At 73.6% G+C, this 22,853-nt stretch carries 24 protein-coding genes; 16 read left to right on the top strand and 8 right to left on the bottom strand.

The annotated features are described in order from the left end of the window. Positions 1–77 precede the first annotated feature (77 nt). The 9 genes from PS271_RS01800 (at position 78) to PS271_RS01760 (ending at position 7,569) form a co-directional block, all read left to right on the top strand. Positions 78–380, top strand: a complete 303-nt coding sequence (locus tag PS271_RS01800; protein WP_356288597.1) for an urease subunit gamma — start codon at positions 78–80, stop codon at positions 378–380. Positions 381–392: 12 nt separating this feature from the next. Further along, the gene (locus PS271_RS01795; RefSeq protein ID WP_398379471.1) at positions 393–704 is read left to right on the top strand and encodes an urease subunit beta; all 312 of its coding nucleotides are present in this window, start codon (positions 393–395) and stop codon (positions 702–704) included. Then, positions 697–2,418 carry an urease subunit alpha gene (locus PS271_RS01790; protein ID WP_398379468.1) on the top strand — a complete coding sequence of 574 codons (1,722 nt, stop codon included), beginning with the start codon at positions 697–699 and terminating at the stop codon, positions 2,416–2,418. The genes PS271_RS01795 and PS271_RS01790 overlap by 8 nt, the downstream gene beginning before the upstream one ends. Next, complete coding sequence (locus PS271_RS01785) at positions 2,418–3,134, top strand: urease accessory protein UreF (protein WP_398379466.1); 717 nt, start codon at positions 2,418–2,420, stop codon at positions 3,132–3,134. Before PS271_RS01790 ends, PS271_RS01785 begins: the two co-directional genes overlap by 1 nt. A 257-nt stretch (positions 3,135–3,391) precedes the next feature. After that, positions 3,392–4,084, top strand: coding sequence for an urease accessory protein UreG (gene ureG / locus PS271_RS01780; RefSeq protein ID WP_398379464.1), 693 nt, complete (start codon positions 3,392–3,394; stop codon positions 4,082–4,084). Then, on the top strand, positions 4,042–4,893 hold the full coding sequence (locus tag PS271_RS01775; protein ID WP_398379462.1) for an urease accessory protein UreD: 852 nt from the start codon (positions 4,042–4,044) through the stop codon (positions 4,891–4,893). The genes ureG and PS271_RS01775 overlap by 43 nt, the downstream gene beginning before the upstream one ends. A 161-nt stretch (positions 4,894–5,054) precedes the next feature. Further along, positions 5,055–6,656, top strand: coding sequence for an alpha/beta hydrolase (locus PS271_RS01770; RefSeq protein WP_398379460.1), 1,602 nt, complete (start codon positions 5,055–5,057; stop codon positions 6,654–6,656). Between the two features lie 176 nt (positions 6,657–6,832). Next, positions 6,833–7,033, top strand: coding sequence for a hypothetical protein (locus PS271_RS01765; RefSeq protein ID WP_398379458.1), 201 nt, complete (start codon positions 6,833–6,835; stop codon positions 7,031–7,033). Between the two features lie 107 nt (positions 7,034–7,140). Further along, a complete protein-coding gene (locus PS271_RS01760) occupies positions 7,141–7,569 on the top strand; it encodes an SSI family serine proteinase inhibitor (RefSeq protein WP_398379456.1) in 429 nt (142 codons plus the stop codon). Positions 7,570–7,599: 30 nt separating this feature from the next. Here PS271_RS01760 and PS271_RS01755 read toward each other — a convergent pair whose 3' ends face one another. The 5 genes from PS271_RS01755 to PS271_RS01735 form a co-directional block, all read right to left on the bottom strand. Continuing rightward, positions 7,600–7,758 (bottom strand): hypothetical protein, encoded by a 159-nt coding sequence (locus tag PS271_RS01755; RefSeq protein WP_398379455.1) that lies wholly within the window; start codon positions 7,756–7,758, stop codon positions 7,600–7,602. A gap of 141 nt (positions 7,759–7,899) precedes the next feature. Continuing rightward, positions 7,900–8,853 carry a cytochrome c oxidase assembly protein gene (locus PS271_RS01750; protein ID WP_398379453.1) on the bottom strand — a complete coding sequence of 318 codons (954 nt, stop codon included), beginning with the start codon at positions 8,851–8,853 and terminating at the stop codon, positions 7,900–7,902. A 113-nt stretch (positions 8,854–8,966) separates the two neighbouring features. Beyond that, a complete protein-coding gene (locus tag PS271_RS01745; protein ID WP_398379452.1) occupies positions 8,967–9,992 on the bottom strand; it encodes a 6-phosphofructokinase in 1,026 nt (341 codons plus the stop codon). Between the two features lie 120 nt (positions 9,993–10,112). After that, positions 10,113–10,841, bottom strand: a complete 729-nt coding sequence (locus PS271_RS01740; protein WP_058041480.1) for a type 1 glutamine amidotransferase — start codon at positions 10,839–10,841, stop codon at positions 10,113–10,115. 29 nt (positions 10,842–10,870) lie between these two features. Then, positions 10,871–12,109 carry a MurT ligase domain-containing protein gene (locus PS271_RS01735; RefSeq protein ID WP_398379451.1) on the bottom strand — a complete coding sequence of 413 codons (1,239 nt, stop codon included), beginning with the start codon at positions 12,107–12,109 and terminating at the stop codon, positions 10,871–10,873. A 177-nt stretch (positions 12,110–12,286) separates the two neighbouring features. Between PS271_RS01735 and def the strand changes: the two genes are divergently transcribed. After that, positions 12,287–12,862 (top strand): peptide deformylase, encoded by a 576-nt coding sequence (gene def / locus PS271_RS01730; RefSeq protein WP_398379449.1) that lies wholly within the window; start codon positions 12,287–12,289, stop codon positions 12,860–12,862. 52 nt (positions 12,863–12,914) lie between these two features. Here def and PS271_RS01725 read toward each other — a convergent pair whose 3' ends face one another. Next, complete coding sequence (locus PS271_RS01725) at positions 12,915–13,559, bottom strand: TetR/AcrR family transcriptional regulator (protein ID WP_398379448.1); 645 nt, start codon at positions 13,557–13,559, stop codon at positions 12,915–12,917. A gap of 157 nt (positions 13,560–13,716) precedes the next feature. On the opposite strand from PS271_RS01725, the gene PS271_RS01720 reads away from it, so the two are divergent. The 5 genes from PS271_RS01720 to PS271_RS01700 all read left to right on the top strand — a co-directional run bounded on the left by PS271_RS01720 (position 13,717) and on the right by PS271_RS01700 (position 20,074). Further along, positions 13,717–14,943 carry an acyl-CoA dehydrogenase family protein gene (locus PS271_RS01720; RefSeq protein ID WP_398379447.1) on the top strand — a complete coding sequence of 409 codons (1,227 nt, stop codon included), beginning with the start codon at positions 13,717–13,719 and terminating at the stop codon, positions 14,941–14,943. Positions 14,944–14,961: 18 nt separating this feature from the next. Continuing rightward, positions 14,962–15,357 carry a VOC family protein gene (locus tag PS271_RS01715; protein WP_398379446.1) on the top strand — a complete coding sequence of 132 codons (396 nt, stop codon included), beginning with the start codon at positions 14,962–14,964 and terminating at the stop codon, positions 15,355–15,357. Between the two features lie 148 nt (positions 15,358–15,505). Then, positions 15,506–17,173, top strand: a complete 1,668-nt coding sequence (locus PS271_RS01710; protein ID WP_398379445.1) for a sigma-70 family RNA polymerase sigma factor — start codon at positions 15,506–15,508, stop codon at positions 17,171–17,173. Positions 17,174–17,316: 143 nt separating this feature from the next. Next, positions 17,317–19,299: an RICIN domain-containing protein gene (locus PS271_RS01705; RefSeq protein ID WP_398379444.1), complete on the top strand. Its 1,983-nt coding sequence runs from the start codon at positions 17,317–17,319 to the stop codon at positions 19,297–19,299. Between the two features lie 145 nt (positions 19,300–19,444). After that, complete coding sequence (locus tag PS271_RS01700; RefSeq protein WP_398379443.1) at positions 19,445–20,074, top strand: hypothetical protein; 630 nt, start codon at positions 19,445–19,447, stop codon at positions 20,072–20,074. An 89-nt stretch (positions 20,075–20,163) separates the two neighbouring features. On the opposite strand, the gene PS271_RS01695 is transcribed toward PS271_RS01700, so the two are convergent. Both PS271_RS01695 and PS271_RS01690 read right to left on the bottom strand, forming a co-directional pair. Beyond that, positions 20,164–21,258 carry a zinc-binding dehydrogenase gene (locus PS271_RS01695; RefSeq protein ID WP_398379442.1) on the bottom strand — a complete coding sequence of 365 codons (1,095 nt, stop codon included), beginning with the start codon at positions 21,256–21,258 and terminating at the stop codon, positions 20,164–20,166. Further along, positions 21,218–22,201: an alpha/beta fold hydrolase gene (locus PS271_RS01690; protein WP_398379440.1), complete on the bottom strand. Its 984-nt coding sequence runs from the start codon at positions 22,199–22,201 to the stop codon at positions 21,218–21,220. Before PS271_RS01690 ends, PS271_RS01695 begins: the two co-directional genes overlap by 41 nt. A gap of 164 nt (positions 22,202–22,365) precedes the next feature. Between PS271_RS01690 and PS271_RS01685 the strand changes: the two genes are divergently transcribed. Next, positions 22,366–22,779 carry an SRPBCC family protein gene (locus tag PS271_RS01685; protein ID WP_398379438.1) on the top strand — a complete coding sequence of 138 codons (414 nt, stop codon included), beginning with the start codon at positions 22,366–22,368 and terminating at the stop codon, positions 22,777–22,779. Positions 22,780–22,853 lie beyond the last annotated feature (74 nt).

Raw genomic sequence — 22,853 nt, 5'->3', positions numbered from 1 at the left:
GGTCAACACCGTGTTGAACTCGGGTTGCGGCCCGGTGCGGCCGGCCGGGACCCCCCGGGACGACAGTGAGGTGGGACATGCAACTCTCCCCGCGTGAGCAGGAACGCCTGCTCCTCCACGTGGCGGCCGACGTCGCCGCGCGGCGCAAGGCCCGCGGCCTGCTCCTCAACCACCCCGAGGCGGTGGCCCTCATCACCGTCCACGTCCTGGAGGGCGCCCGGGACGGCCGCACCGTCGCCGAGCTCATGTCCTCCGGACGCAAGGTGCTCACCCGGGACGAGGTCATGGAAGGCATCCCCGAGATGCTCCCCGACGTCCAGATCGAGGCCACCTTCCCCGACGGCACCAAGCTCGTCACCGTCCACGAACCCATCTGCTGAGGGGCGGACCCGATGATTCCCGGAGAGATCCTGCACGCCGCCGAGCCCGTGGCCCTCAACCAGGGCCTGCACCGCACCCGGCTCACCGTGCTCAACGCCGCCGACCGCCCGGTGCAGGTCGGCTCGCACTACCACTTCGCCGAGGCCAACCCCGGCCTCGACTTCGACCGGGCCGCGGCCCGCGGCAAGCGCCTCGACATCGCTGCGGGCACCGCCGTCCGCTTCGAGCCGGGCATCCCCGTCCAGGTCGACCTCGTGCCCATCGGCGGCAAGCGCATCGTCGAGGGCCTGCGCGGCGAGTGCGGGGGACCCCTCGATGAGTGAGCTCAGCCGCGTCGCCTACGCCGACCTCTACGGGCCGACCGCCGGCGACCGCATCCGCCTCGCCGACACCGGCCTCGTCGTCGAGATCGAGGAGGACCGCAGCGGCGGGCCCGGCCACGCCGGCGACGAGGCCGTCTTCGGCGGCGGCAAGGTCATCCGCGAGTCCATGGGCCAGTCCCGCGCGACCCGCGCCGACGGCGCCCCCGACACCGTCGTCACCGGCGCCCTCGTCCTCGACCACTGGGGGATCGTCAAGGCCGATGTCGGGATCCGCGACGGCCGCATCACGGGCATCGGCAAGGCCGGCAACCCCGACACCATGGACGGCGTCCACCCCGACCTCGTCATCGGCCCCGAGACCGAGGTCATCGCGGGCAACGGCAAGATCCTCACCGCCGGCGCCATCGACGCCCACGTCCACTTCATCTGCCCGCAGGCCGCCGACGAGGCCCTCGCCTCCGGCGTCACCACCCTGCTCGGCGGCGGCACCGGGCCCGCCGAGGGCAGCAAGGCCACCACCATCACCCCCGGCGCCTGGCACCTCGCCCGCATGTTCGAGGCGATGGAGGGCTACCCCGTCAACCTCGGCCTGCTGGGCAAGGGCAACACCGTCTCGTACGACTCGATGCGCGCCCAGCTGCGGGCCGGCGCCGTCGGCTTCAAGATCCACGAGGACTGGGGGGCGACGCCCGCCGCCATCGACGCCTGCCTGGCCGTGTGCGAGGAGAGCGGCGCCCAGCTCGCCATCCACACCGACACCCTCAACGAGGCCGGCTTCGTCGGCGACACCCTCGCCGCCATCGCCGGCCGCTCCATCCACGCCTACCACACCGAAGGCGCCGGCGGCGGGCACGCGCCCGACATCATCACCGTCGTCTCCGAGGCCAACGTCCTGCCCAGCTCCACCAACCCCACCCGGCCGCACACCATCAACACCGTCGACGAACACCTCGACATGCTGATGGTCTGCCACCACCTCAACCCGGCCGTGCCCGAAGACCTCGCCTTCGCCGAATCCCGCATCCGGCCGGGCACCATCGCCGCCGAGGACGTCCTGCACGACCTCGGCGCGATCTCCATCATCTCCTCCGACTCCCAGGCCATGGGCCGCATCGGCGAGGTCGTCCTGCGCACCTGGCAGACCGCCCACGTGATGAAGGAGCGCCGCGGCGCCCTGCCCGGCGACGGCCCCGCCGACAACGTCCGCGCCCGGCGCTACGTCGCCAAATACACCATCAACCCGGCCGTCGCGCAGGGCCTCGACCACGAGATCGGCTCCGTCGAGCCCGGCAAGCTCGCCGACCTCGTGCTCTGGGACCCCGCCTTCTTCGGCGTCCGGCCGCAGCTCGTCATCAAGGGCGGGCAGATCGCCTACGCGCAGATGGGCGACGCCAACGCCTCCATCCCCACCCCGCAACCCGTCCTGCCCCGGCCCATGTTCGGCGCCCACGGCCGCGCACCCGCCGCCAACTCCCTCAACTTCGTCACCCAGTGGGCCATGGACGACGGCCTCCCCGAACGGCTCGGGCTGGGCAAGCGGTTCGTTCCCATACGGTCCACGCGCGGCGTGACCAAGGCCGACATGCGCAACAACGACGCCCGGCCCAGGGTCGAGGTCGACTCCGACACGTTCACGGTCACCGTCGACGGCGAAGTCATCGAACCCCGTCCGGCTGCGGAGCTGCCCATGGCCCAGCGCTACTTCCTGTTCTGATGAGCACGACGACCGAACCCGCCGCGCCGGCTCCGAGGACGGGCGGCCTCGCCGCCCTCCTCGTCCTCGCCGACGGGCGCTTCCCCGCCGGAGGCCACGCGCACTCCGGCGGGGCCGAGGCCGCCGTCAAAGCCGGGCGGATCACCGACGGGTGGACCCTGGAGGAGTTCTGCCGGGGACGGCTGCACACCGCCGGGCTCACCGCGGCCGCCCTCGCCGCCGCGGCCGCCACCGGGCTCGACCCGCTCGCCCTCGACGACGCCGCGGACGCCCGCACCCCCGCGCCCGCCCTGCGCGCCACCGCGCGGCGCCTCGGCCGGCAGCTCATGCGCGCCGCCCGCGCCACCTGGCCCTCGGACGCGCTCGACGCCCTCTCCGCCGCCCGGCCGCGCGGCGCCCACCAGCCGGTCGTCCTCGGCCTCACGGCCCGGTCCGCCGGACTGGCCCCGCTGGACGCCGCCTACGCCGCCGTCTACGAGTCCGTCAGCGGTCCGGCGACCGCGGCCGTACGCCTGCTGAGCCTCGACCCGTTCGACGCGACGGCGGTCCTGGCGCGGCTCGCACCGGCGATGGACGCGGTCGCGGGCCGCGCGGTGGACGCCGCGCGGCGGGCCGGGGTGGAAGGCCCGGACGCCCTGCCGGCCTGCTCGGCACCACTCCTCGACATCACGGCGGAACTCCATGCGACCTGGCCCGTACGTCTGTTCGCAAGCTGATGCGTAAGCCGACGACGCGCCGGTCCGACGGCGCAGAACCGCGCGCGGATGACGCATTCCGCCGGGCTCTCGCCGCGGTGGCTTGTCGCCGTGGCGGCGGGATCTCTTTCGCCGGTGTCACGGCGGTCAAGGTCTTCCGCGCCGTCCATACGGCGCGAGGTCTCTTCCGCCGCGACGGCGACCAGCCACCACGTGGCAGCCCGGCGGTGCCGGACCGCCCCCGAACCCCCACCCATCACCGACCCCCCGGAGGGACCATGCACCTCGATCACCCCGAGACCTACCCCCACCGCCACACCTACAGCGCCGCTTCCCCCGTCCGCCCCGACGGCTCGCGCCGTGCTCTGCGGATCGGGCTCGGGGGCCCCGTCGGGTCCGGGAAGACGGCTACCGTCGCCGCGCTCTGCCGGGTCCTGCGCGACGAGTTGTCCGTCGCCGTCGTCACCAACGACATCTACACCCGCGAGGACGCGGAGTTCCTGCTGCGCAACGCCGTCCTGCCGCCGGAGCGGATCACGGCCGTGGAGACCGGGGCCTGCCCGCACACCGCCATCCGGGATGACATCTCCGCCAACCTGGAAGCCATAGAGGACTTGGAGGACACGGCGGGGCCGCTCGACCTCGTCCTCGTCGAGTCCGGCGGCGACAACCTCACCGCCACCTTCTCCAAGGGCCTGGTGGACGCGCAGATCTTCGTCATCGACGTCGCGGGCGGCGACGACATCCCGCGCAAGGGTGGCCCCGGCATCACCACCGCCGACCTGCTCGTCGTCAACAAGACCGACCTCGCCCCGTACGTCGGCGTCGACCTGGAGGGCATGGCGCGCGACGCGAAGGCGCAGCGCGGGGAGCTCCCCGCCGTGTTCACCTCCCTCGTCGCCGAGGGCGGCGTGGAGCCCGTCACGGCGTGGGTGCGCGCGCAGCTCGCCGCCTGGACCGCGGCGCCGTGACCACGGCCCTCGCCCCGGCGGGGCACGGCCTGCTGGCCTCGGCCCGGGTCGTCGCCGCGGCCGACGGCAGGGGCGGCACCGCGCTGCCCGTCCTCGACGGCGCCGGCCCGTTCGCGCTGCGGCGCCTGCGCTCCGTGGGGCACGAGGCGCGCGTGTGCCTGGTGGGCGCGATGAGCGCGCCGCTGGGCGGCGACGCCCTCGCGCTCTCCGCCGACGTGGGGGACGGCGCCGCGCTGCACTTCTCCACCACGGCCGCGACCATCGCCCTCCCGGGCCGTACGGGCGCGCCGGCCACGTACGACGTCCGCATCAGGGTCGGCGACGGCGCGGTGCTGCGCTGGCTTCCCGAGCCGCTGATCTCGGCACGCGGGGGCGAGCTGCGGATGACCACGGTCGTCGAACTCGCCCCGACCGCCCGCTTGGTGCTGAGGGAGGAGCAGATCCTGGGGCGCGCGGGGGAGCCGCCGGGGCGGCTGACGGCCCGGCTGACCGTCCGCCGCGGCGGGCGCCCGCTCTACGACCAGGAGCTGTCGTACGGTCCGGGCGCGCCCGGCTGGGACGGCGGGGCGGTCCTGGGCGGCCACCGGGCGGCCGGGCAACTCCTCGTCGTGGACCCGGCCTTCGCCGCGCGCCCGCCCGAGCCCCGGGCCCTGGGCCCGACGGCCGTCGTCGCCCCGCTGGCGGGCCCGGCCGCCGTCGTGAGCGCGGTCGCGCGGGACGGCCTGGAGCTCAGGACGCTGCTCGAAAACGGCCGCTTGGGAGTGGATTTCGGTATACAACACGATACGGATATTGCGGTACAGCGGTGACGAATGACGCCACTCGTGCCGCGCCATGTTTCGTCATTCTTACGGATTAGTAAAGAACACTCGTACGACCTGTCCATTATGGGATGGGAGACGAAAGGATCCCCTTGCAGCATGGCGATCTCTGCCGCTCCAAGCGGCATATCCAGCAGGGGGATTCCTACGTGAGACACACGTCAATACTCGGCGCGGCCGGCACCCTGGTGACCGGCGCGCTGGTGGCCGGGTTCCTGACCGCCCCGGCCGCCGGCGCGAGCGAGCGCGTGCCGGGCGGCGCCGCCGAGGCCCGCGGTGTGAAGACGGCCGCCGATCGCGCGGCCAAGACGGGCATCAAGTGGCAGGACTGCCCTGCTTCCTGGGGTCTCGAGAAGCCCATCCAGTGCGGCTACGTCACGGTTCCCGTGGACTACGCCAAGCCCGACGGGCCCACCATCAAGATCGCGGTGGACCGGGCCCGCTCCACCGGCACCGCGGGCGAGCGCCAGGGCGCCCTCCTCTACAACCCCGGCGGCCCCGGCGGCTCCGGCATGAAGTTCCCGCGCAGGATCACCACCAAGGCCCCGCTGTGGGCCAAGACCGCGAAGGCGTACGACTTCGTGGGCTTCGACCCGCGCGGCGTGGGCCACTCCGCCCCGATCTCCTGCATCGACCCGCAGGAGTTCGTCGCGGCCCCCAAGGCCGACCCGGTGCCCGACAGCGAGGCCGACAAGCGCGCGCAGCGCAAGCTGGCCCGCCAGTACGCCGACGGCTGCGCCGAGCGCAGCGGCAAGCTGCTGCCGTACCTCACCACCGCGAACACCGCGCGCGACGTGGACGTCGTCCGGGCCGCCCTCGGCGAGAAGAAGCTCAACTACCTGGGCGTCTCCTACGGCACCTACCTCGGCGCCGTCTACGGCACGCTCTTCCCGGACCACGTCCGCCGCCTGGTCGTCGACAGCGTCGTCAACCCGGACCGGGACAACATCTGGTACCAGGCCAACCTGGAGCAGGACATCGCCTTCGAGTCCCGCTTCAAGGACTGGGAGACGTGGGTCGCCAAGCACGACGACGTCTTCCACCTCGGCACCACCCAGGCCGGGGTCCAGAAGAACTGGGAGACGCTGCGGGCGTCCGCCAAGAAGAAGCCCATCGGCGGGGTCGTCGGCCCGGCCGAGCTGATCAGCTTCTTCCAGGGCGCGGCGTACTACGACACCTCGTGGGTCCCGGTCGCCGAGACCTGGAGCAAGTACGCCGCCGGTGACGAGAAGGCGCTCGTCGAGGCCGCCGGCCCCGACCTGTCCAACACCGCGGGCAACATCGCCGCGGAGAACAGCAACGCCGTCTACACCGCCGTCGAGTGCGCGGACGCCAAGTGGCCCACCAGCTGGGCCAAGTGGGACCGCGACAACACCCGCATCCACCGCCAGGCCCCGTTCATGACGTGGTCCAACGCGTGGATGAACCTGCCGTGCGCCACGTGGAAGGCCCCCCAGGGCAACCCCATCGAGGTCACCACGCACAAGGGCCTCCCGCAGACCCTGATCATCCAGAGCGAGCGGGACGCGGCGACCCCGTACGAGGGCGCCGTGGAGCTGCACAAGCGCTTCAAGGGCTCCCGCCTGATCACGGAGAAGGACGCCGGCTCGCACGGCGTCACGGGCGAGGCCAACCCCTGCGTCAACGCCCGCCTCGACGCCTACCTCGTCGACGGCAAGCTCGACGCCAAGGACGTGACGTGCGCCCCGCACGCCACCCCCGAGCCGCCGAAGGCCGCCGCGGCGAAGTAGCCCCACCGCAGCGCACCGTGGCGCCCCGGTCCTCCCGGACCGGGGCGCCACCTGCGTTGTTGCCGCCGTTCAGGTGCCGACGGGAGGGTTTCCGGCTGGATGACCATTTGATGAGCATTCTGCAAAGCTCGACGGTTCTCGGTGTTTTGGGCGGCCGTCCCTCGTAGCCTGTGCACATGCCCGTCAACCCGGACCTCACCCAGTCGCCCGAGGAGATCAACGACGCGATCCGTGCGTTCCTGGCCGCGCGCCGCGGCCGGATGCTCAGTGGTGAGGAGCGCAGGGCCTACGAGCGGTTGCGGGCGGAGTGGCTGGTGGCGGTGCGGGCCGGGGCGCGGGCGGCCGTGCCGTCCTCCTCGTGCGCGGGGGCGCAGTAGGGTGACTCCTCCCGCGGCCACCCGGGCGACCGCGCGGCGCGGCGGCTTGCCGGGCGCGGTCCGCGCGCGGTGGCCTTGACCCGGGCACCCCGCTCCAGGAGGCACCGATGTCCCTACCCCGTACCGCCGTGGCCGCCGCGGCGGCCTCCGCCGCGCTCCTGCTCCTCGCCGCACCGCAGGCTGCCGCGGACGGCAAGCCGGGCAGACAGGGCAAGCACGGCCGCGCCGACGGCGCCGACGGCCAGCTCTTCCTCTCCGTCTCCGGCGGGCAGAACACCTGGATCCGCGGGGTGCAGCTCAGCTGCCCGGACGCCGACGGCCACCACCCGCACGCCGCGGAGGCGTGCACGACGCTGCACAAGGCGAAGGGCGACCCCGGCCGGGTGACCGGCGCGGAGCACCGGTGCACCCGCCAGTACGACCCCGTGACCGCGGCCGCCGAGGGCGAGTGGAACGGCCGCCCCGTCGTCTGGCACAAGACGTTCCCCAACGCCTGCGCGCTCGACGTGGCGACCGGGCCCGTCTTCCGCTTCTGAGAAGCCTCTTCCGAACAGCTCCGGGCGGCCTCACGTCCCCCGGGCGACCAGCGTCCCTATCGTCAGCAGCGACAGCATCACCCACGCGAACCACAGCCAGCCGTCGCTGCCTATCGTCACCGAATACGCGGTGACCACGACGAGGCCTCCCACCGTCAGAGCCGCCATCGTCTTCGCCGATCCTGACATCCCCGCACCTCCTCACGGCGGCCCGGGAACGCGCCCACGCGCAAGGGCCGCGGCCAGGAGTCCATCGTCTCCCGGCCGCGGCCCCTGCCGCCAGATCCCGTGCGCGCGCCCCCGCGCGCGCCTCACGCGTACGCCCGCCCCTCACGTCTCCCGCGAGCGCAGCGAGGCGAGGTAGGCGTTGTACGCCTCCAGCTCCTTGTCGCCGTTGCGGTCCGCGGCGCGGTCCGAGCGCCGGGCCTGCCGCTGCTCGGAGCGGTACCACTGGTAGGCCAGCGCCAGCAGCACCACGACCGACGGGATCTCGCTGAACGCCCAGGCGATGCCGCCGCCCGCCTGCTGGTCCTCCAGCGGGTCGATGCCCAGCGAGGCCGGCGGGTGCATGTACGTGCCGATCATCGGCTCCGACGCCATCATCAGCGCGATGCCGAAGAACGCGTGGAAGGGCATGCCCGCGAACAGCTCCAGCATCCGCATCACGTAGCCCGGCCGGTGCGGGCCCGGGTCCACGCCCATGATCGGCCAGAAGAACACCAGGCCCACGGCGAGGAAGTGCACCATCATCGCGATGTGGCCCGTCCTGGACTCCATCAGGAAGTCGAAGAGCGGCGTGAAGTACAGCGCGTACAGGCTCGCGATGAACAGCGGGATCGTGAACACCGGGTGCGTGATGACCCGCATGTAGCGGCTGTGCAGCAGCGAGACCAGCCACTCGCGCGGGCCCCGGCGGCCGCGCCCGGCCGCCGGCAGCGCCCGCAGCGTCAGCGTCACCGGCGCGCCGAGCAGGACCAGGATCGGCGAGAGCATGCTGATGACCATGTGCTGCACCATGTGCACGCTAAACATGACCATGCCGTAGTCGTTGAGCTTGGTGCACATCACCAGCCACACGGTCAGCACACCGAGGACGAACGCGACGGTCCGGCCCACCGGCCAGGAGTCCCCGCGGCGCCGCAGCCGGACCACCGCCCAGCCGTAGAGCGCCAGCGCCAGCAGACAGCCGATCATGAAGAATGGATCGCCACTGAACTGCAGACCCCGTTCCAGCGTGAACGGCGGCATGTCCATGTGCATCATGCCGTGCCCGCTGTGATCCATCCGCTCTCTCCCATTTCGCACCGATGCGCCGGAACCAGAGTAGAGGCGCCCCGGGCCGCGTCCACGGCCGGGGGCGCCCCGCCGGAGAACGGGTCAGAGCAGGGCAAGGAGCCTCAGAGCACGCACTCGACCTCGGTGTACCGCTCCTGCGGCACGGTCTTGAGCCGCTCGACGGCCTCCGCCAGCGGCACCAGCGTGATGTCCGTGCCCCGCAGGGCCGTCATCATCCCGAACGCCCTGCGGTGCACCGCCTCCACGGCGTGCCAGCCGAACCGGGTCGCGAGCACGCGGTCGTACGCGGTCGGGGTGCCGCCGCGCTGCACGTGGCCGAGGATCACCGGACGGGCCTCCTTGCCCAGCCGCCGCTCCAGCTCCCCGGAGAGCTGCCGGGCCACCCCGGCGAACCGCTCGTGCCCGTAGACGTCCGTGGCGCCGGTCTCGAAGGCCATCGAGCCCTCTCGCGGCTTCGCGCCCTCGGCGACGACGACGATCGCGAAGCGCTTGCCGGCCTCGAAACGCCGGCCGACGACCTCGGTGAGCTCGTCGATGTCGAAGGGCCGCTCCGGCACGACGATCGCGTGCGCGCCGGCGGCCATGCCCGAGTGCAGGGCGATCCAGCCGGTGTGCCGGCCCATCACCTCGACGATGAGCACGCGCTGGTGCGACTCGGCGGTGGTCTTCAGCCGGTCCAGGGCCTCGGTGGCCACGCCGACGGCCGTGTCGAAGCCGAACGTGACGTCCGTCGAGGCGATGTCGTTGTCGATGGTCTTGGGCACGCCGACGATCGGCAGGCCGGCGTCCGACAGCAGCCGGGCGGCCTTGAGCGTGCCCTCGCCGCCGATGGGGATGACGGCGTCCAGACCGAGGTCGGCCACGTGCCCCTTGGCCCGCTCGACGCCGTCCCGCAGCTGTGCGGGCTGGACGCGCGAGGAGCCGAGGATCGTGCCGCCGGTGGCCAGGATGCCGGCCACCGCCTCCAGGTCGAGCCTGCGGTGGTCGCCTTCGAGGAGGCCCTTCCAGCCGTCGTGGAAGCCGATGACCTCGTCGCCGTGGTCGACGACCGCGCGGTGCACGACGGACCTGATGACGGCGTTCAGACCGGGGCAGTCGCCACCGGAGGTGAGTACACCAATGCGCATGACAGGGGGAAACCTTCGCAACAGGGCGGGAGACCGGACCCCGTCGTCCGGTTGCGTCCCCGCCACCCTAACCTCGCGGGGCGGCGGGGGACGCGACCGTCCGTCATGCGGGCGGCAGGGCTACGCCGACTGGGTCGCCGCCGCGATCCGCTCGGCGCGCAGGGCCTCGTACCAGCGGTCGTCCACCGGCGGCAGGGCGTTGACGTCCAGCGCCAGCTTGATCAGCATATCCGAGATGTGCGGGTTACGGGCCATCACCGGGCCGTGCATGTACGTACCGAAGACGGTGTCGTTGTACGCACCCTCGAAGCCGTCGCCCGTGCCGTTGCCGTTGCCGTAGCGCACGCGGGCGAACGGGCGGGCCGTCGGGCCGAGGTGGGTGATGCCCTGGTGGTTCTCGAAGCCCGTCAGCGGCGGCAGGCCGAGCGGCTCGTCGATGTCCGCGAGGACGTCGCCGACGCAGCGCTCGCCCTCGCCGCGGGTGCTGATCACGTCGAGCAGGCCGAGGCCCTGCTCGCGCTGGCCCAGGTCGTTGATGAACTCGTGGCCCAGGATCTGGTAGCCGGCGCAGACCGAGAAGACGATCGCGCCGTTGGCCACGGCCCGGTTCAGGCCGCCGTCGCGGCGCAGCCGCTCGGCCGCGAGCCGCTGCGGGCGGTCCTCACCGCCGCCGATCAGATAGATGTCCCCGGAGGTCGGGATGGGCTGGTCCGACCGGATGTCCACGCGCTGGACGTCCAGCCGGCGCTGACGCGCGCGCCGCTCCAGGACCAGGACGTTGCCCTGGTCGCCGTAGGTGCTGAGCAGGTCGGGGTAGACCCACACCACACGCAGACTGTTCTGGCTCATGCTCACAATCCTGTCAAGTGCTTGCGGGGTCAGTTGCCGACGCGGCGGCGGACGTCCTGGAAGGCGGTGTAGTTGGCGATCAGCTCGATCCTGCCGGGCGGAGCGGCCTGCACCGCCTCGTCGACGGTCTCGCAGACCCGGAAGTCCAGGCCCGCGACCTCCAGCCGGACGGCCAGGTCCATCTTGCGGTCGCCGATGACGAAGATCGGGTGACCGGCCAGGCGCGGGTAGTCCACGTCCCACAGCCACGAGGTGTCGGTGCCGTCCGCGCCGCGGGCGTTGACCGCGAGGATCACCGGCGCCGGCGGCCCGTCGATCAGCGAGAACGTCTCCAGCCAGCCGGCCGGGTTCTTGGCCAGCAGCAGCCGGATGTCGCGGCCGAGGAACTGCACCACGTCGAACCGGCCCGCGACCGCCTGCACCTGGTACATCCGCTCCAGCGCGACCTGCGGCGGGACGCCGAAGGTGGCCGCGACGGCCGCGGAGGTGGTGGCGTTCGCCTTGTTGGCCCGGCCGGGCAGCTGGAGGTGGATCGGCCACGCCGAGCCGTGCGGGTCGAGGACGTAGTCGCCCGACAGCGCCCAGCTCGGGGTCGGCCGGCGGAAGCCGCACTCGCCGCAGAACCAGTCGTCGCCGGGGCGCTGCATCACGCCGCCGCACGACGGGCAGGACCAGGCGTCGTCCTTCCACTCCTGGCCGGCCGCCACCCACACCACGTTCGGCGAGGAGGAGGCGGCCCACACGATCAGCGGGTCGTCCGCGTTCGCGATGATCACTGCCTTGCTGCCGGCCAGGCCCTCACGCCACTTCTCGGCGAGCATGCGCGTCTCCGCGGCCCGGTCGAGCTGGTCGCGCGAGAGGTTCAGCAGCGCTATGGCCTTGGGGGAGACGTCCCGGGCGACACCCGCCAGGTACTTCTCGTCCACCTCGATCACGCCGTAGCGCGCGTCCGAGCCGCCCGCCAGCGCCGAGGTGATGCCCGCGGGCATGTTCGCGCCCAGTGCGTTGGACACCACCGGGCCGCTGGCGCGCAGCGCCTCGGCGATCAGCCGGGTCGTGGTCGTCTTGCCGTTGGTGGCGGACACCAGGACCACGTCCAGGTGGGTCGCCAGCCGGGCCAGCAGGTCGGGGTCGAGCTTGAGCGCGACCTTGCCGCCGATCACCGATCCGCTGCCGCGGCCCGCGGCCCGCGACACCGCCGCAGCCGCCTTGCCCGCCGTCACGGCCAGCTTGGCCCGCGGCGACAGTGGCCCCGAGTTGCCTGCCATCGTCCTAGATCCTCCTTGTTCCGGCGCCGTGCCCGTCCCTGGTCCGCCGGTGGTGGAACGCCCCCTCCGCGCCGAATCGCCAGCCAGGAGGCCCGGTCGGGGATCAGCCTATCGAGATCCGGCCGCAGGCCCGAACCGGCCGTCCACGGAACGCGAGGTTGACCGTAGGGTTGGCGCATGCGAAACGGCTCGATCCCCGGCAGTTCCGGACGTGTGCGGCCCATGCGGCTGCTCGGCGACCCGGGGCTCGGCACCCCCTGCGAAGACGTCACGGACTTCGGTGGCGACCTCGCCCGGCTGGTCGAGGACATGTTCGCGACCATGTACGCCGCGGGCGGCGTGGGCCTCGCGGCCAACCAGATCGGCGTCCCGCTGCGCGTCTTCGTCTACGACTGCCCGGACGACGAGGACCGCCGCCACCTGGGCCATCTGGTCAACCCCCGGCTCGTCGAGGCCGACGGGATCACCGTCCGCGGGCCGGAGGGCTGCCTGTCCGTCCCCGGCATCGAGGCGGGCACGCCGCGCTACGACCACGCCGTCGTCGAGGGCTTCACCCTGGACGGCGCGCGGGTGCGCGTGGCGGGCACCGGGTTCTTCGCCCGGTGCTTGCAGCACGAGTGCGACCACCTCGACGGCGGGCTCTACCTGGACCACGTGACGGGGCTGCGCCGCCGCCGTGCGCTGCGGGCCGTACGGCGTGCGCCGTGGGCGGGCCGCACGGAGGCGCGGCCGGAGCCGGCCCGTACGGCGTAGGGCGTACGGGGCGGGCTCTGGTGCGTGGCGCCTTCTCGGCACCCGGGTCTCCTCAGAACCCGGGTCCGCCCGGCAGGTCGCCCGACGAGGCGAGCCGGCCCCACAGCAGGTCCGCGAGGTGCCGCACGAGGTGCTCGCGCGGGAACGGGCGCTCGCGCAGCCACCAGTCGCCGGCGGCGTGCATCATGCCCACGATGCCGTGGCCCCAGGTGCGCGCCAGCTCGCCGCTGTCCGGGCCGAGGTCGACGCGCTCGGATATGACCTGGGCGAGCTCCTCGCCCATCCGCCGCAGCAGCGGTGCCGAGTGCCGCCCCACGTCGAAGCCGCCCTCGGAGGGCTGGTCCTCGTCGGCGGGGTGCATCAGGAAGCGGTAGACCTGCGGCCGGGCCTCTATGGCCGCGAGGTAGCTGTCCAGGGTCCGCTCGACGCGGTCGCGGCGGTCGGCCGGGGCGTCCAGCGCGGCCCGCAGCCCCACGAGCAGCGCGTCGGTGTGCCGGGCGGCCAGGGCGCGGTAGAGGCCGCCCTTGTCGCCGAAGTGCCGGTAGAGGATCGGCTTGGTGATGCCCGCCTCGGCGGCGATCGCGTTCATCGAGGCCCCCGGCCCCTCCCGCAGCACCACCCGGTCCGCGGCCTCGAGCAGCTCCTGGCGGCGGCGCTCCGCCGCGTGCTGCTGGTCCTCCCGCTGACTGGTTTCCATATGACCTGCCTCCCCGCCCCTGAGAATCGTGATGCCTGCGCAACGTAACACCCGCTCCACCCAGCGAATCCGGGAGGCGGGGCGGTTGACACTACTACCGGTCGGTAACATACTCGCGTTACCGCGAGTAATGCCGTGCCGAGGGGTGGGAGGCCGCGTGGCCGAGTTCACGATGGAGCTCAACGAGGACCAGCGGGGGGTGCGCGACTGGATCCACGGCTTCGCCGCCGAGGTGATGCGCCCGGCCGCCGCCGAGTGGGACGAGCGCGAGGAATTCCCCTGGCCGGTCGTCCAGGAAGCGGCCCGCATCGGCCTCTACTCCCTCGACTTCTACGCCCAGCAGTTCTTCGACCCCACCGGCCTCGGCATCCCCATGGCCATGGAGGAGCTCTTCTGGGGCGACGCCGGCCTCGGCCTCGCCATCACCGGCACCGGCCTCGCCGCCATCGGCGTCCTCACCAACGGCACCGAGGAACAGATCGGCACCTGGCTCCCGCAGATGTACGGCGACGCCGACGACGTGAAGATCGCCGCGTTCTGCTCCTCCGAGCCCGACGCGGGCTCCGACGTCTCCGCCATGCGCACCCGCGCCGTCTACGACGAGGCCAAGGACGAATGGGTCCTCAACGGCACGAAGACGTGGGCGACGAACGGCGGCATCGCGAACGTGCACGTCGTCGTCGCGGTCGTCGACGCCGAGCTGGGCGCGCGCGGCCACGCCTCCTTCATCGTGCCGCCGGGCACGCCGGGCCTCTCCCAGGGCCAGAAGTTCAAGAAGCACGGCATCCGCGCCTCGCACACCGCCGAGGTCGTCCTCGACGGCGTACGCCTGCCCGGCCACTGCCTCCTCGGCGGCAAGGACAAGCTGGACGAACGCCTGGCCCGCGCCCGCGAGCGCGCCCGCACCGGCGGAACCCGCACGCACAACGCTGCCATGGCCACCTTCGAGGCGTCCCGCCCGACCGTCGGCGCGCAGGCCGTCGGCATCGCCCGCGCCGCGTACGAGGTGGCGCTCGACTACGCCCAGACGCGCGTCCAGTTCGGTCGCCCCGTCATCGACAACCAGGGCGTCGCCTTCCAGCTCGCCGACATGCGCACCCGCATCGACGCCGCCCGGCTGCTGGTGTGGCGCGCGTCCTGGATGGCGACGGCGGGCAAGCCCTTCACGTCGGCGGAGGGCTCGATGTCCAAGCTCTTCGCGGGCGAGACGGCGAAGACGGTCACGGCCCAGGCGATGCAGATCCTGGGCGGGAACGGCTACACGCGGGAGTACCCGGTGGAGCGGATGCACCGGGATGCGGCGATCTACACGATCTTCGAGGGCACCAGTGAGATCCAGCGGCTGGTGATCGCCCGTACGATCTCGGACGTACCGATCCGCTGAGCCGACGGGGGCGTGGGCGTGCTGCACCATCTGGAGCTTTGGGTTCCGGACCTGCGACGGGCCGAGAAGAGCTTCGGCTGGCTCCTCGGCGCCCTCGGCTGCACGCCCTACCAGCACTGGGAGCACGGCCGCAGCTGGCGGCTGGGCGCCTTCTACGTCGTCGTCGAGCAGTCCCCGGCCCTGACCGCCGGCCGGCACGAGCGGTGCCGGCCGGGCCTCAACCACGTCGCCTTCGCGGTGGAGAGCCGCGCCGCCGTCGACGCCCTGGTGGCCGAGGCCCCCGCGCACGGCTGGCGCCTGCTCTTCCCCGACCGGCACCCCTACGCGGGCGGGCCCGCCCACTACGCCGCCTACCTCGAGAACGAGGACGGCTTCGAGGCCGAGCTCGTCGCCGTGGCGGCGAGCGGCGGCTGACGGCCGCGAGCCCCCGGCAGCCCGCCCCCCGCCGGCTTCCCGGCGATCTTTCACGGCGCACCGAAATTTTTCTGTTATCCGCCGCGCGAGCCCAGGTCTCCCCTTACGTAGGCCGCCATTCCGGCGGCGGAGAAAGGGTGCGCGGAACGTGAACTTGGACAGCACGGCCGGTGTGGTCGAAGCAGCGCGCAGCGGAGACCGCGCCGCGCAGGGCGAGCTCGTCGCCGCCTGCCTGCCACTGGTCTACAACATCGTCGGCCGGGCCCTGAACGGCCACGCGGACGTCGACGACGTCGTACAGGAGACCATGATCCGGATGGTCGGCGGGCTGCGCGGACTGCGCGACCCCGAAGGCTTCCGGTCGTGGCTCGTCGCGATCACGATGAACCAGATACGCAGCCACTGGCGCAAGGAGCGCGGGGACCGCAAGGACGCCCCCGCGGGCGGCCCGCAGGAGGTCGGCGAGGCCGCCGCCCCCGAGCCCGACTTCGTCGAGTGGTCGATCATCCGCCTCGGCCTGCAAGGGCAGCGCAGGCAGGCCGCCGAGGCCACCCGCTGGCTCGACGGCGACGACCAGGTCGTCATGTCGCTGTGGTGGCTGGAGGCCGCGGGCGAGCTGAGCCGCGCCGAGGTCGCCGCGGCCCTGGGCCGCTCACCGCAGTACACCGCCGTCCGCGTCCAGCGCACCAAGGCGCAGCTGGAGACCGCCCGCGTCGTCGTCCGTGCGCTCGCCGCGACCCCGCGCTGCTCCGACCTCGCGGCCGTCCTCGACGGCTGGGACGGGGCGCCGGCCCCGCTGTGGCGCAAGCGCATCGCCCGGCACGCGCGCGGCTGCTCCGACTGCGGCGGGCACTGGTCCGCGCTGGTGCCCGCGGAAGGGCTGCTCGCGGGCCTCGGGCTCGTTCCTCTCGGGGCCGCCCTGCTGGGCCGGCTGACCGGGAGCGCGATGGGCGACACCATGACGGCGTGCGCCGCGGCGGGACCCGTGGAGCCGGGCGGTGCGCCGTCCACCGGACCCGCCTCCCCGGCCGCCCCCTCCCCGTCCGGCGACGGCGCGCGCCTGGCCCGCCGGGCCGTCGTCGCCGGAGTCGTCGCCCTCGTCGTGGCCGGTGCCCTGGGCGGCGGCCCGCAGGTCTTCAACGCCGCCCCGGAGCGTGCCGTTCCGAAGTCTTCCGGCGGCCCCGTCGAGATCGTTCCGGTCACCGCCGGCGGCCCCACGCCGACCGCGCCGGAGCGCACCGACGCCACGCCCGTCGGCCGCTCCGAGACCGATGGGCGGACTCCCGTACGCCAGTCCGCCGCTCCCGTACCGCCGGCCCCGTCCGTCACCCCGGCTCCGGACAAGACTCCGGCCGCGGAAAAGCCGCACGGCCGGACCGGCGCGTCCTCCGCGCCGAGCCGGAAGCCCGGCGCGGAGACGCACACCCCACCGTCGCCCGCCCCGGGACCGGACCTCGCGCAAGAGGTCGTCCGCATCGTCAACGACGAGCGCGCCAAGGCAGGCTGCGGCCCCGTCCGCCGCAGCGCCGAACTGGTCGCCTTCGCCCAGCGCCGCACCGAGGACACGGCGCAGCGCACCCCGCTGAACCAGTGGTCCGCCTTCGCCCGCGGCCTCGCCGTGCCCGGCCACCGCTGGAGCTCGTACGGGGTCAACGCCGCCACCGGCCACGGCAGCGCCTCCGCGGTCGTGACCGCGTGGATGAACGACCCCGGGCAGCGCAGGACCGTCCTCAACTGCGCCTACACCGAGATCGGCATCGGCTTCACCGTCACCTACGACGGCCCGCGCTGGCTCCAGGTCTTCGCCGCGCGCTGAGCAGCCGTCCCCCTCAGCCACCCCACCCCGCCGGGCGGGCCACCGCGCCGCGCCCGGCCGTCCGCTACCCCCCACCGCCCCCACCGAAGGGAACTCCCTTGCCACGCAAACACAGCCACCGCCGCAGCAGAACCGGCCGCCGCGTGATACTCACGGCGGCCGCGGCCGCCGCGGCCGCCGGCATCACCTTCGGCGTCATCAGCGCCGGATCCGCGACCACGGGCGGCGGCAGCGCGCAGCCGGGAGCGGCGAGCGCCCCCGCCGCCGAGCCCGTCCACAAGAAGCCGCCCGCCCCGCTCACCTCGGCGCCCAAGGCCGACAAGCGCCGCGGCCTCGTCTACGAGGGCCTCAAGCCCGCCCCCAAGGGAGACCGCTGCGTCGGCGTCTACAGCGTCTCCCGGGCCGGCCTGTGCACCCACGGCCCGGACGCCCCGCCCAAGGGCATCGACATCACCAAGGACACCCCGCCCGCGGCCAAAGGCACCGCCGAACCGGCATCCCTGACCGGCGACGGCGAGCAGGCCCCCTCGGCCACCGAGGCCCTGCGCGGCGCACCGGCCGTGATCGACGCCCGCAAGGGCGGCGTGGCGGCCTCGCCCGCCGCCCCCGGCGCGCCCGGCACCCCGCAGGCGCCGTCGTCCGGCTCCCAGGTCGTCTGCGACGGCGACGGCACCACCGGCAACCGCGTCCAGGTGCTGTACGTGCACGCCCCCGGCCGCGACCGGTTCGGCCAGTACGCGGCCTCCTTCAAGCAGTGGGCGGCCGAGACCGACGTCATCTACAACGCCAGCGCGAAGGAGACCGGCGGCGAGCGCCACGTCCGCTACGTCACCGAGGCCGACTGCTCCGTCTCCGTCCTGGACGTCGAGGTCTCCGCGGGCGACCTCCAGGAGTTCGGGGCGATGAACAACGCCCTGGCCGCCAAGGGCTTCAACCGCCGCGACCGCAAGTACATGGTCTTCGCGGACGCCCAGGTCTACTGCGGCATCGGCACCTTCAACGGCGACGAGCGCCCCGGCCAGGACAACCTCAGCAACTTCGGCCCCTCCTACGGGCGCACGGACTCCGGCTGCTGGGGCGGCAGCACCCCCGCCCACGAGCTCGGCCACAACCTCGGCGCCGTCAACAACAGCGCCCCCCACACCAGCAAGGCCGCGCACTGCGTCGACGAGTGGGACATCATGTGCTACTCGGACGCCCCGTACTACCCGAAGATGCAGGTCCTGTGCCCCGAGCGGACCGGTGACCAGCGCCTGGACTGCGGCCACGACGACTACTTCCACACCAACCCCAAGCCGGGCAGCTACCTCGCCACCCACTGGAACATCGCGAACAACCGCTTCCTGATGGCCGGCGGCGGCACGACCACCAACCCCGGCCCCACGCCGACCCGTACCCCTGACCCGACGCGGCCGCCGGCGACCGGGCCCGACGCCCAGGTCAGCCAGATCACCCCGAACTCCGCCGTCGTCAGCTGGCCGAAGGTCCCCTCGGCCGCCGGATACGACGTGCTGGTCGACGGGAAGAAGACGGCCGGCGTCAAGGACACCGTCGTCCGCCTCACCAACCTCACGCCGGGCACCGCCTACAAGGTCGCCGTCGCCGCGCGCGGCACCGACGGCAAGGCCTCCGCGCCCGGCCGTACCGCGGCCTTCCGCACCCTCCCCGCGGACGGCGGCTCCCCGACCCGCCCGGGCACCCCGTACCTGATGGTCAACGGCCTCACCGGCCAGGCCGTCGACCTGTGGGGCGGCTCCGCCGCGGACGGCACCGTCGCCATCGCCTACCAGCGGCACGGCTACGCCAACCAGCAGTGGACCTTCGAGAACGCCGGCGGCGGCGCGCTGCGCGTGAAGTCGGCCCAGAGCGGCAAGTGCCTCGAACTGGGCGGCGGCGGTCAGGCCGCGGCCGGCCAGTACGTCGCCCAGCGGCCGTGCCGGGACACGGCCGCACAGAAGTGGCGGCTGAACGGCTCCGGCGGCGGGGCGTACGTCCTCCAGCCCGAGGGCTCCTCCCTGGTGCTGGGCATCAGCAAGCGCTGGTACTACGGCGGCTGGCTGCTCGAACTCCAGCAGAAGAACGGCCAGGGCTACCAGAACTGGACCCTGGCGAAGGCCTCCTCCTGACGGCTGATCACCTCTGACGGCCGTCCCTCGGCGGCCGTCCCCTGATCCGGGCCGGCGACCGCTGTTCGACACCCCCCACCGGCGGTCGCCGGCCCTCCTCGCCCCGCCCTGCTCACCCCTTCGTTCCCGCTGGAGGAATGCCGCGATGAAGCCACGCTCCCTCACCACCCTGGCCCCCGGGCTGGGTTGCGCCGCAGCCCTGCTGGTCCTGGGCGCGCCCGGGCCCGCCGCCGCGCACGGCGACACCATCCACTTCACCGTCGGCGGCACGCCGTCGGACGGTCACGTACGGGCCCTCGCGGCCTGGGACAACGACGACGACCCCGTGGACGAGCCGGTGGCCGGCACCCTGACGGCCACCGGCCGGGACGGGCGCGTCCTCGGGCCGTGGCAGCTGGTGGCCGCCGAGGGTGAGAAGGCGGCCTACACCACCCGCGAAGCCCTGCCGCCCGGTACGTGGAAGGTCGTCGTCCACAGCGGCTTCCCGGACCTCGGCCACGGCGAGGGAACGGTCGACGTGGCGGCCCGGGGCGAAGCCGGAAGCGGCCCCGCTCCGGGCGCAACGGCGGCTCCGGCGGCGCGGTCCACAGCGCCGCCGAGCCACTCCGGTGCCGCTGCCTCCGCCGCCCCGCAGGAAGCGGCGTCCTCCTCCGGCTCATCCCGTACGGGCCCGGCCGTCGGCGCCTGCGCGGCCGCTGCCGTGATCGCGGCCGTGGGCGGCGTGCTCCTGTTCCGCGCCCGGCGGACGAGGAACGGGCGTACGACATCGGCGTGAGGCGCGCGCCTCACGCCGCGAACTCACCCGACCGAGTGGGCCGGCGGAGGACGGCCCTCAAGGGGGCAGGCCCTCAAGGGGGCCGGCGCTCACGGGGTGAGGATCAGCCGGATCGGGTCGTCCTCCTTCTTGCGCAGCCGCTCGACGCCGGCGGCGGCCTCGGCCAGGGGCAGGGTGCCGCTGATGGACCTGCTCAGGTCGAGCCGGCCCAAGCGTGCGAGCGTGACCAGTTCGTCGGTGTGCACGGGCTCGGAACCGTAGTGCCCGAGGATCTGCTGGTGCCGGACGCTGAAGGCGATGCTGTTGGTGACGGTCAGCGGGGCCGGGCCGAGGCCGACCAGGACCAGGCGGCCGTCCGGGGCCAGGCAGGCGGCGGCCTGTTCGCGCACGGCGGGGACGCCGGCCATGTCGAGGGCCAGGTCCAGCCCGTCGCCGCCGGTGGCTGCCCTGATGCGCTCGCGGAGGCCGGGGTCCGCCGGGTCCAGGGCGAGGTCGGCACCGAAGTCGAGCGCCCGCTTCCGGGCGGCCTCCAGGGGATCGACGGCGACGATCGGCGCCGCCCCGACCAGGCGCAGCAGCTGCACGGCGTGCGCGCCGAGGCCGCCTATGCCCCACACTCCGGCGGGGCGGGCGGCGCGGGCCCGGCCCGTCAGGGTGATCGCCGACCACGGCGTGGAGACGGCGTCCGGGATGATCGCCGCCTGGTCGTACGGCAGGCCGCCGGGGAGGGCGACCAGCGTGTGGTGGCTCGCGAGCGCGTACTCGGCCCAGCCGCCGTCGTAGTCCACGCCCCGCGTCAGCAGCCGTCGGCACGGCCCGGAGAAGCGCTCGCAGGGGCGGCAGACACCGCAGCGCTCGCCCGCCTGGAGCAGGACGCGCCGGCCCGCGGCCCACTCGGCGGGCACCCCGGGGCCGAGGGCGTCGACGACCCCCGCGGTCTCGTGCCCGAGGGTGACCTTGCCGGCCGTCGCGTACGCGGGTTTGAGGCTGCCGTCGATGAGGTGCACGTCGGACAGGCAGATGCCGGCGGCCTCGACCTTGACGCGGACCTGCCCCGGGCCCGGCTCGGGCACGGGTATCTCCTCGACGGCGAAGCCGCCGGACCGCAGGTCGAGCCGTCCGGCGAGCATCGTGTCACCCACCTCACGCCTCCAGGGCGGCGAGGAAGCCCAGCAGTTCGGCATTGACCTCGTCGGGGCGCTCCTGCTGCGTCCAGTGACCGCAGCCGGGCAGGGTCACGCTGCGGTGCAGGCGCGGCACGTACGTCTCCAGCGACGCCAGCAGCTGCGCGACCCCCGGGAAGGCCTGTACGAGATCGCGGTCGCCCGCCACGTACAGCGCGGGCACCTCGATGCGGCGGCCCTCGAAGGGCGCGAGGAGCTCCCAGTTCCGGTCGAGGTTGCGGTACCAGTTGAGGCCGCCGGTGAAGGCGCGGTCGCCGTGCCCCGCGTACTCGCGGACGAACGTGGCGATGTCCTCCTCGGTGAGCCAGCCCGGCAGCTCCTTCGGCTCCGGCATCGCGTCCAGGGCCGTGCTGCCCGCCGGGATGACCCACGGGGCCGGCGGCGCGGTGTGCGGGCTGTCGCCCGAGGCGCCCACCAGGAACCGGCGGAACGTCGCCGCCGGGTCCTGCACGAACTCCGCGTCGGCGACGCCCGGTTCCTGGAAGTACAGCTGGTAGAACCCGTCGCCGAGCAGGGAGCGCAGGTGCGGCAGCGGGGCCGCCGGGCCGCGCGGCGCCGGCGGCACGCTCAGGCCGGCCACGCCGCGCACGGCGTCGGGCCGCAGCAGCGCCGTCGTCCAGGCGACCGGCGCGCCCCAGTCGTGCCCGACGACCACCGCGCTGTCCTCGCCGAGGGCGTGGATCAGGCCGATCACGTCGCCGGCGAGGTGGAGCACGCTGTAGGCGCCGATGGCGGCGGGCTGTTCGCTGCGTGCGTAGCCGCGCTGGTCCACGGCGACCACCCGGTAGCCGGCGTCGGCCAGGGGCCCGAACTGGTGCCGCCAGGAGTACCAGCACTCCGGGAAGCCGTGCAGCAGGACGACCAGCGGCCCCCGCCCCTGCTCGGCGATGTGCAGCCTGACTCCGTTGACCTCGACGAAGCTGTGTCCGACCGAGCTGTCCATGCCGTCCTCCTGGGGTCGTCGCGCCGGCGCGGTCCCCGGCGTGCTCCATGGCGTACTCATGCGATCCGTGGCGTACCCAACAGTAGGGGCAACGCCGGGGCGTGGACCCGGCCGGGTGGCGCGTTGCTGTTGCGCGGACCGCCGGGGTGGGTCATGGGTAGGGCATGAGCGAATACGAGCGTTCCCGGACGATGCCCGACCTCCCCGAGCACGTCTTCGACCAGGCGAGCGTCGTCTCCTGGTTCAGCAGCTGGCTCCCGGACGACCTGCACGTCCGGCCGGAGGACCCGCCGGCCGTGGCCGTCCACGAGGACCGCACCGGCCTGGACGCGCCCGCGCTGCTCCACGCGGACCGGGAGCGGATGCGGCTGGAGTGGGGAGCGCTGGAAGACGGCAGCGGCTACACGGGCTGGCTCCAGGTGGCCCCCTACGACTCCGGGGCGAGCGAGGTCACCGTCCACCTCTCGTTCTCCGGCCGGCGCCACGACCCGGGGGAGGAGGCCGCGCTCGGCGCCCTCGACCGAAGCCTGGAGCGGCTGGAGGAACAGGTGCGGCTCCGGGCGGAGAACGCCGGATAGCGCCGGGTCATGCCGGACAGGGGCGATCGCCCTACGGGTCGGATCGCCCCTTCTGCTGCCGCCGGCACCTTCCG

It is taken from the genome of Streptomyces sp. SCA2-17 (assembly GCF_044336695.1).
This window is presented reverse-complemented; position numbering and strand designations above follow the sequence as displayed.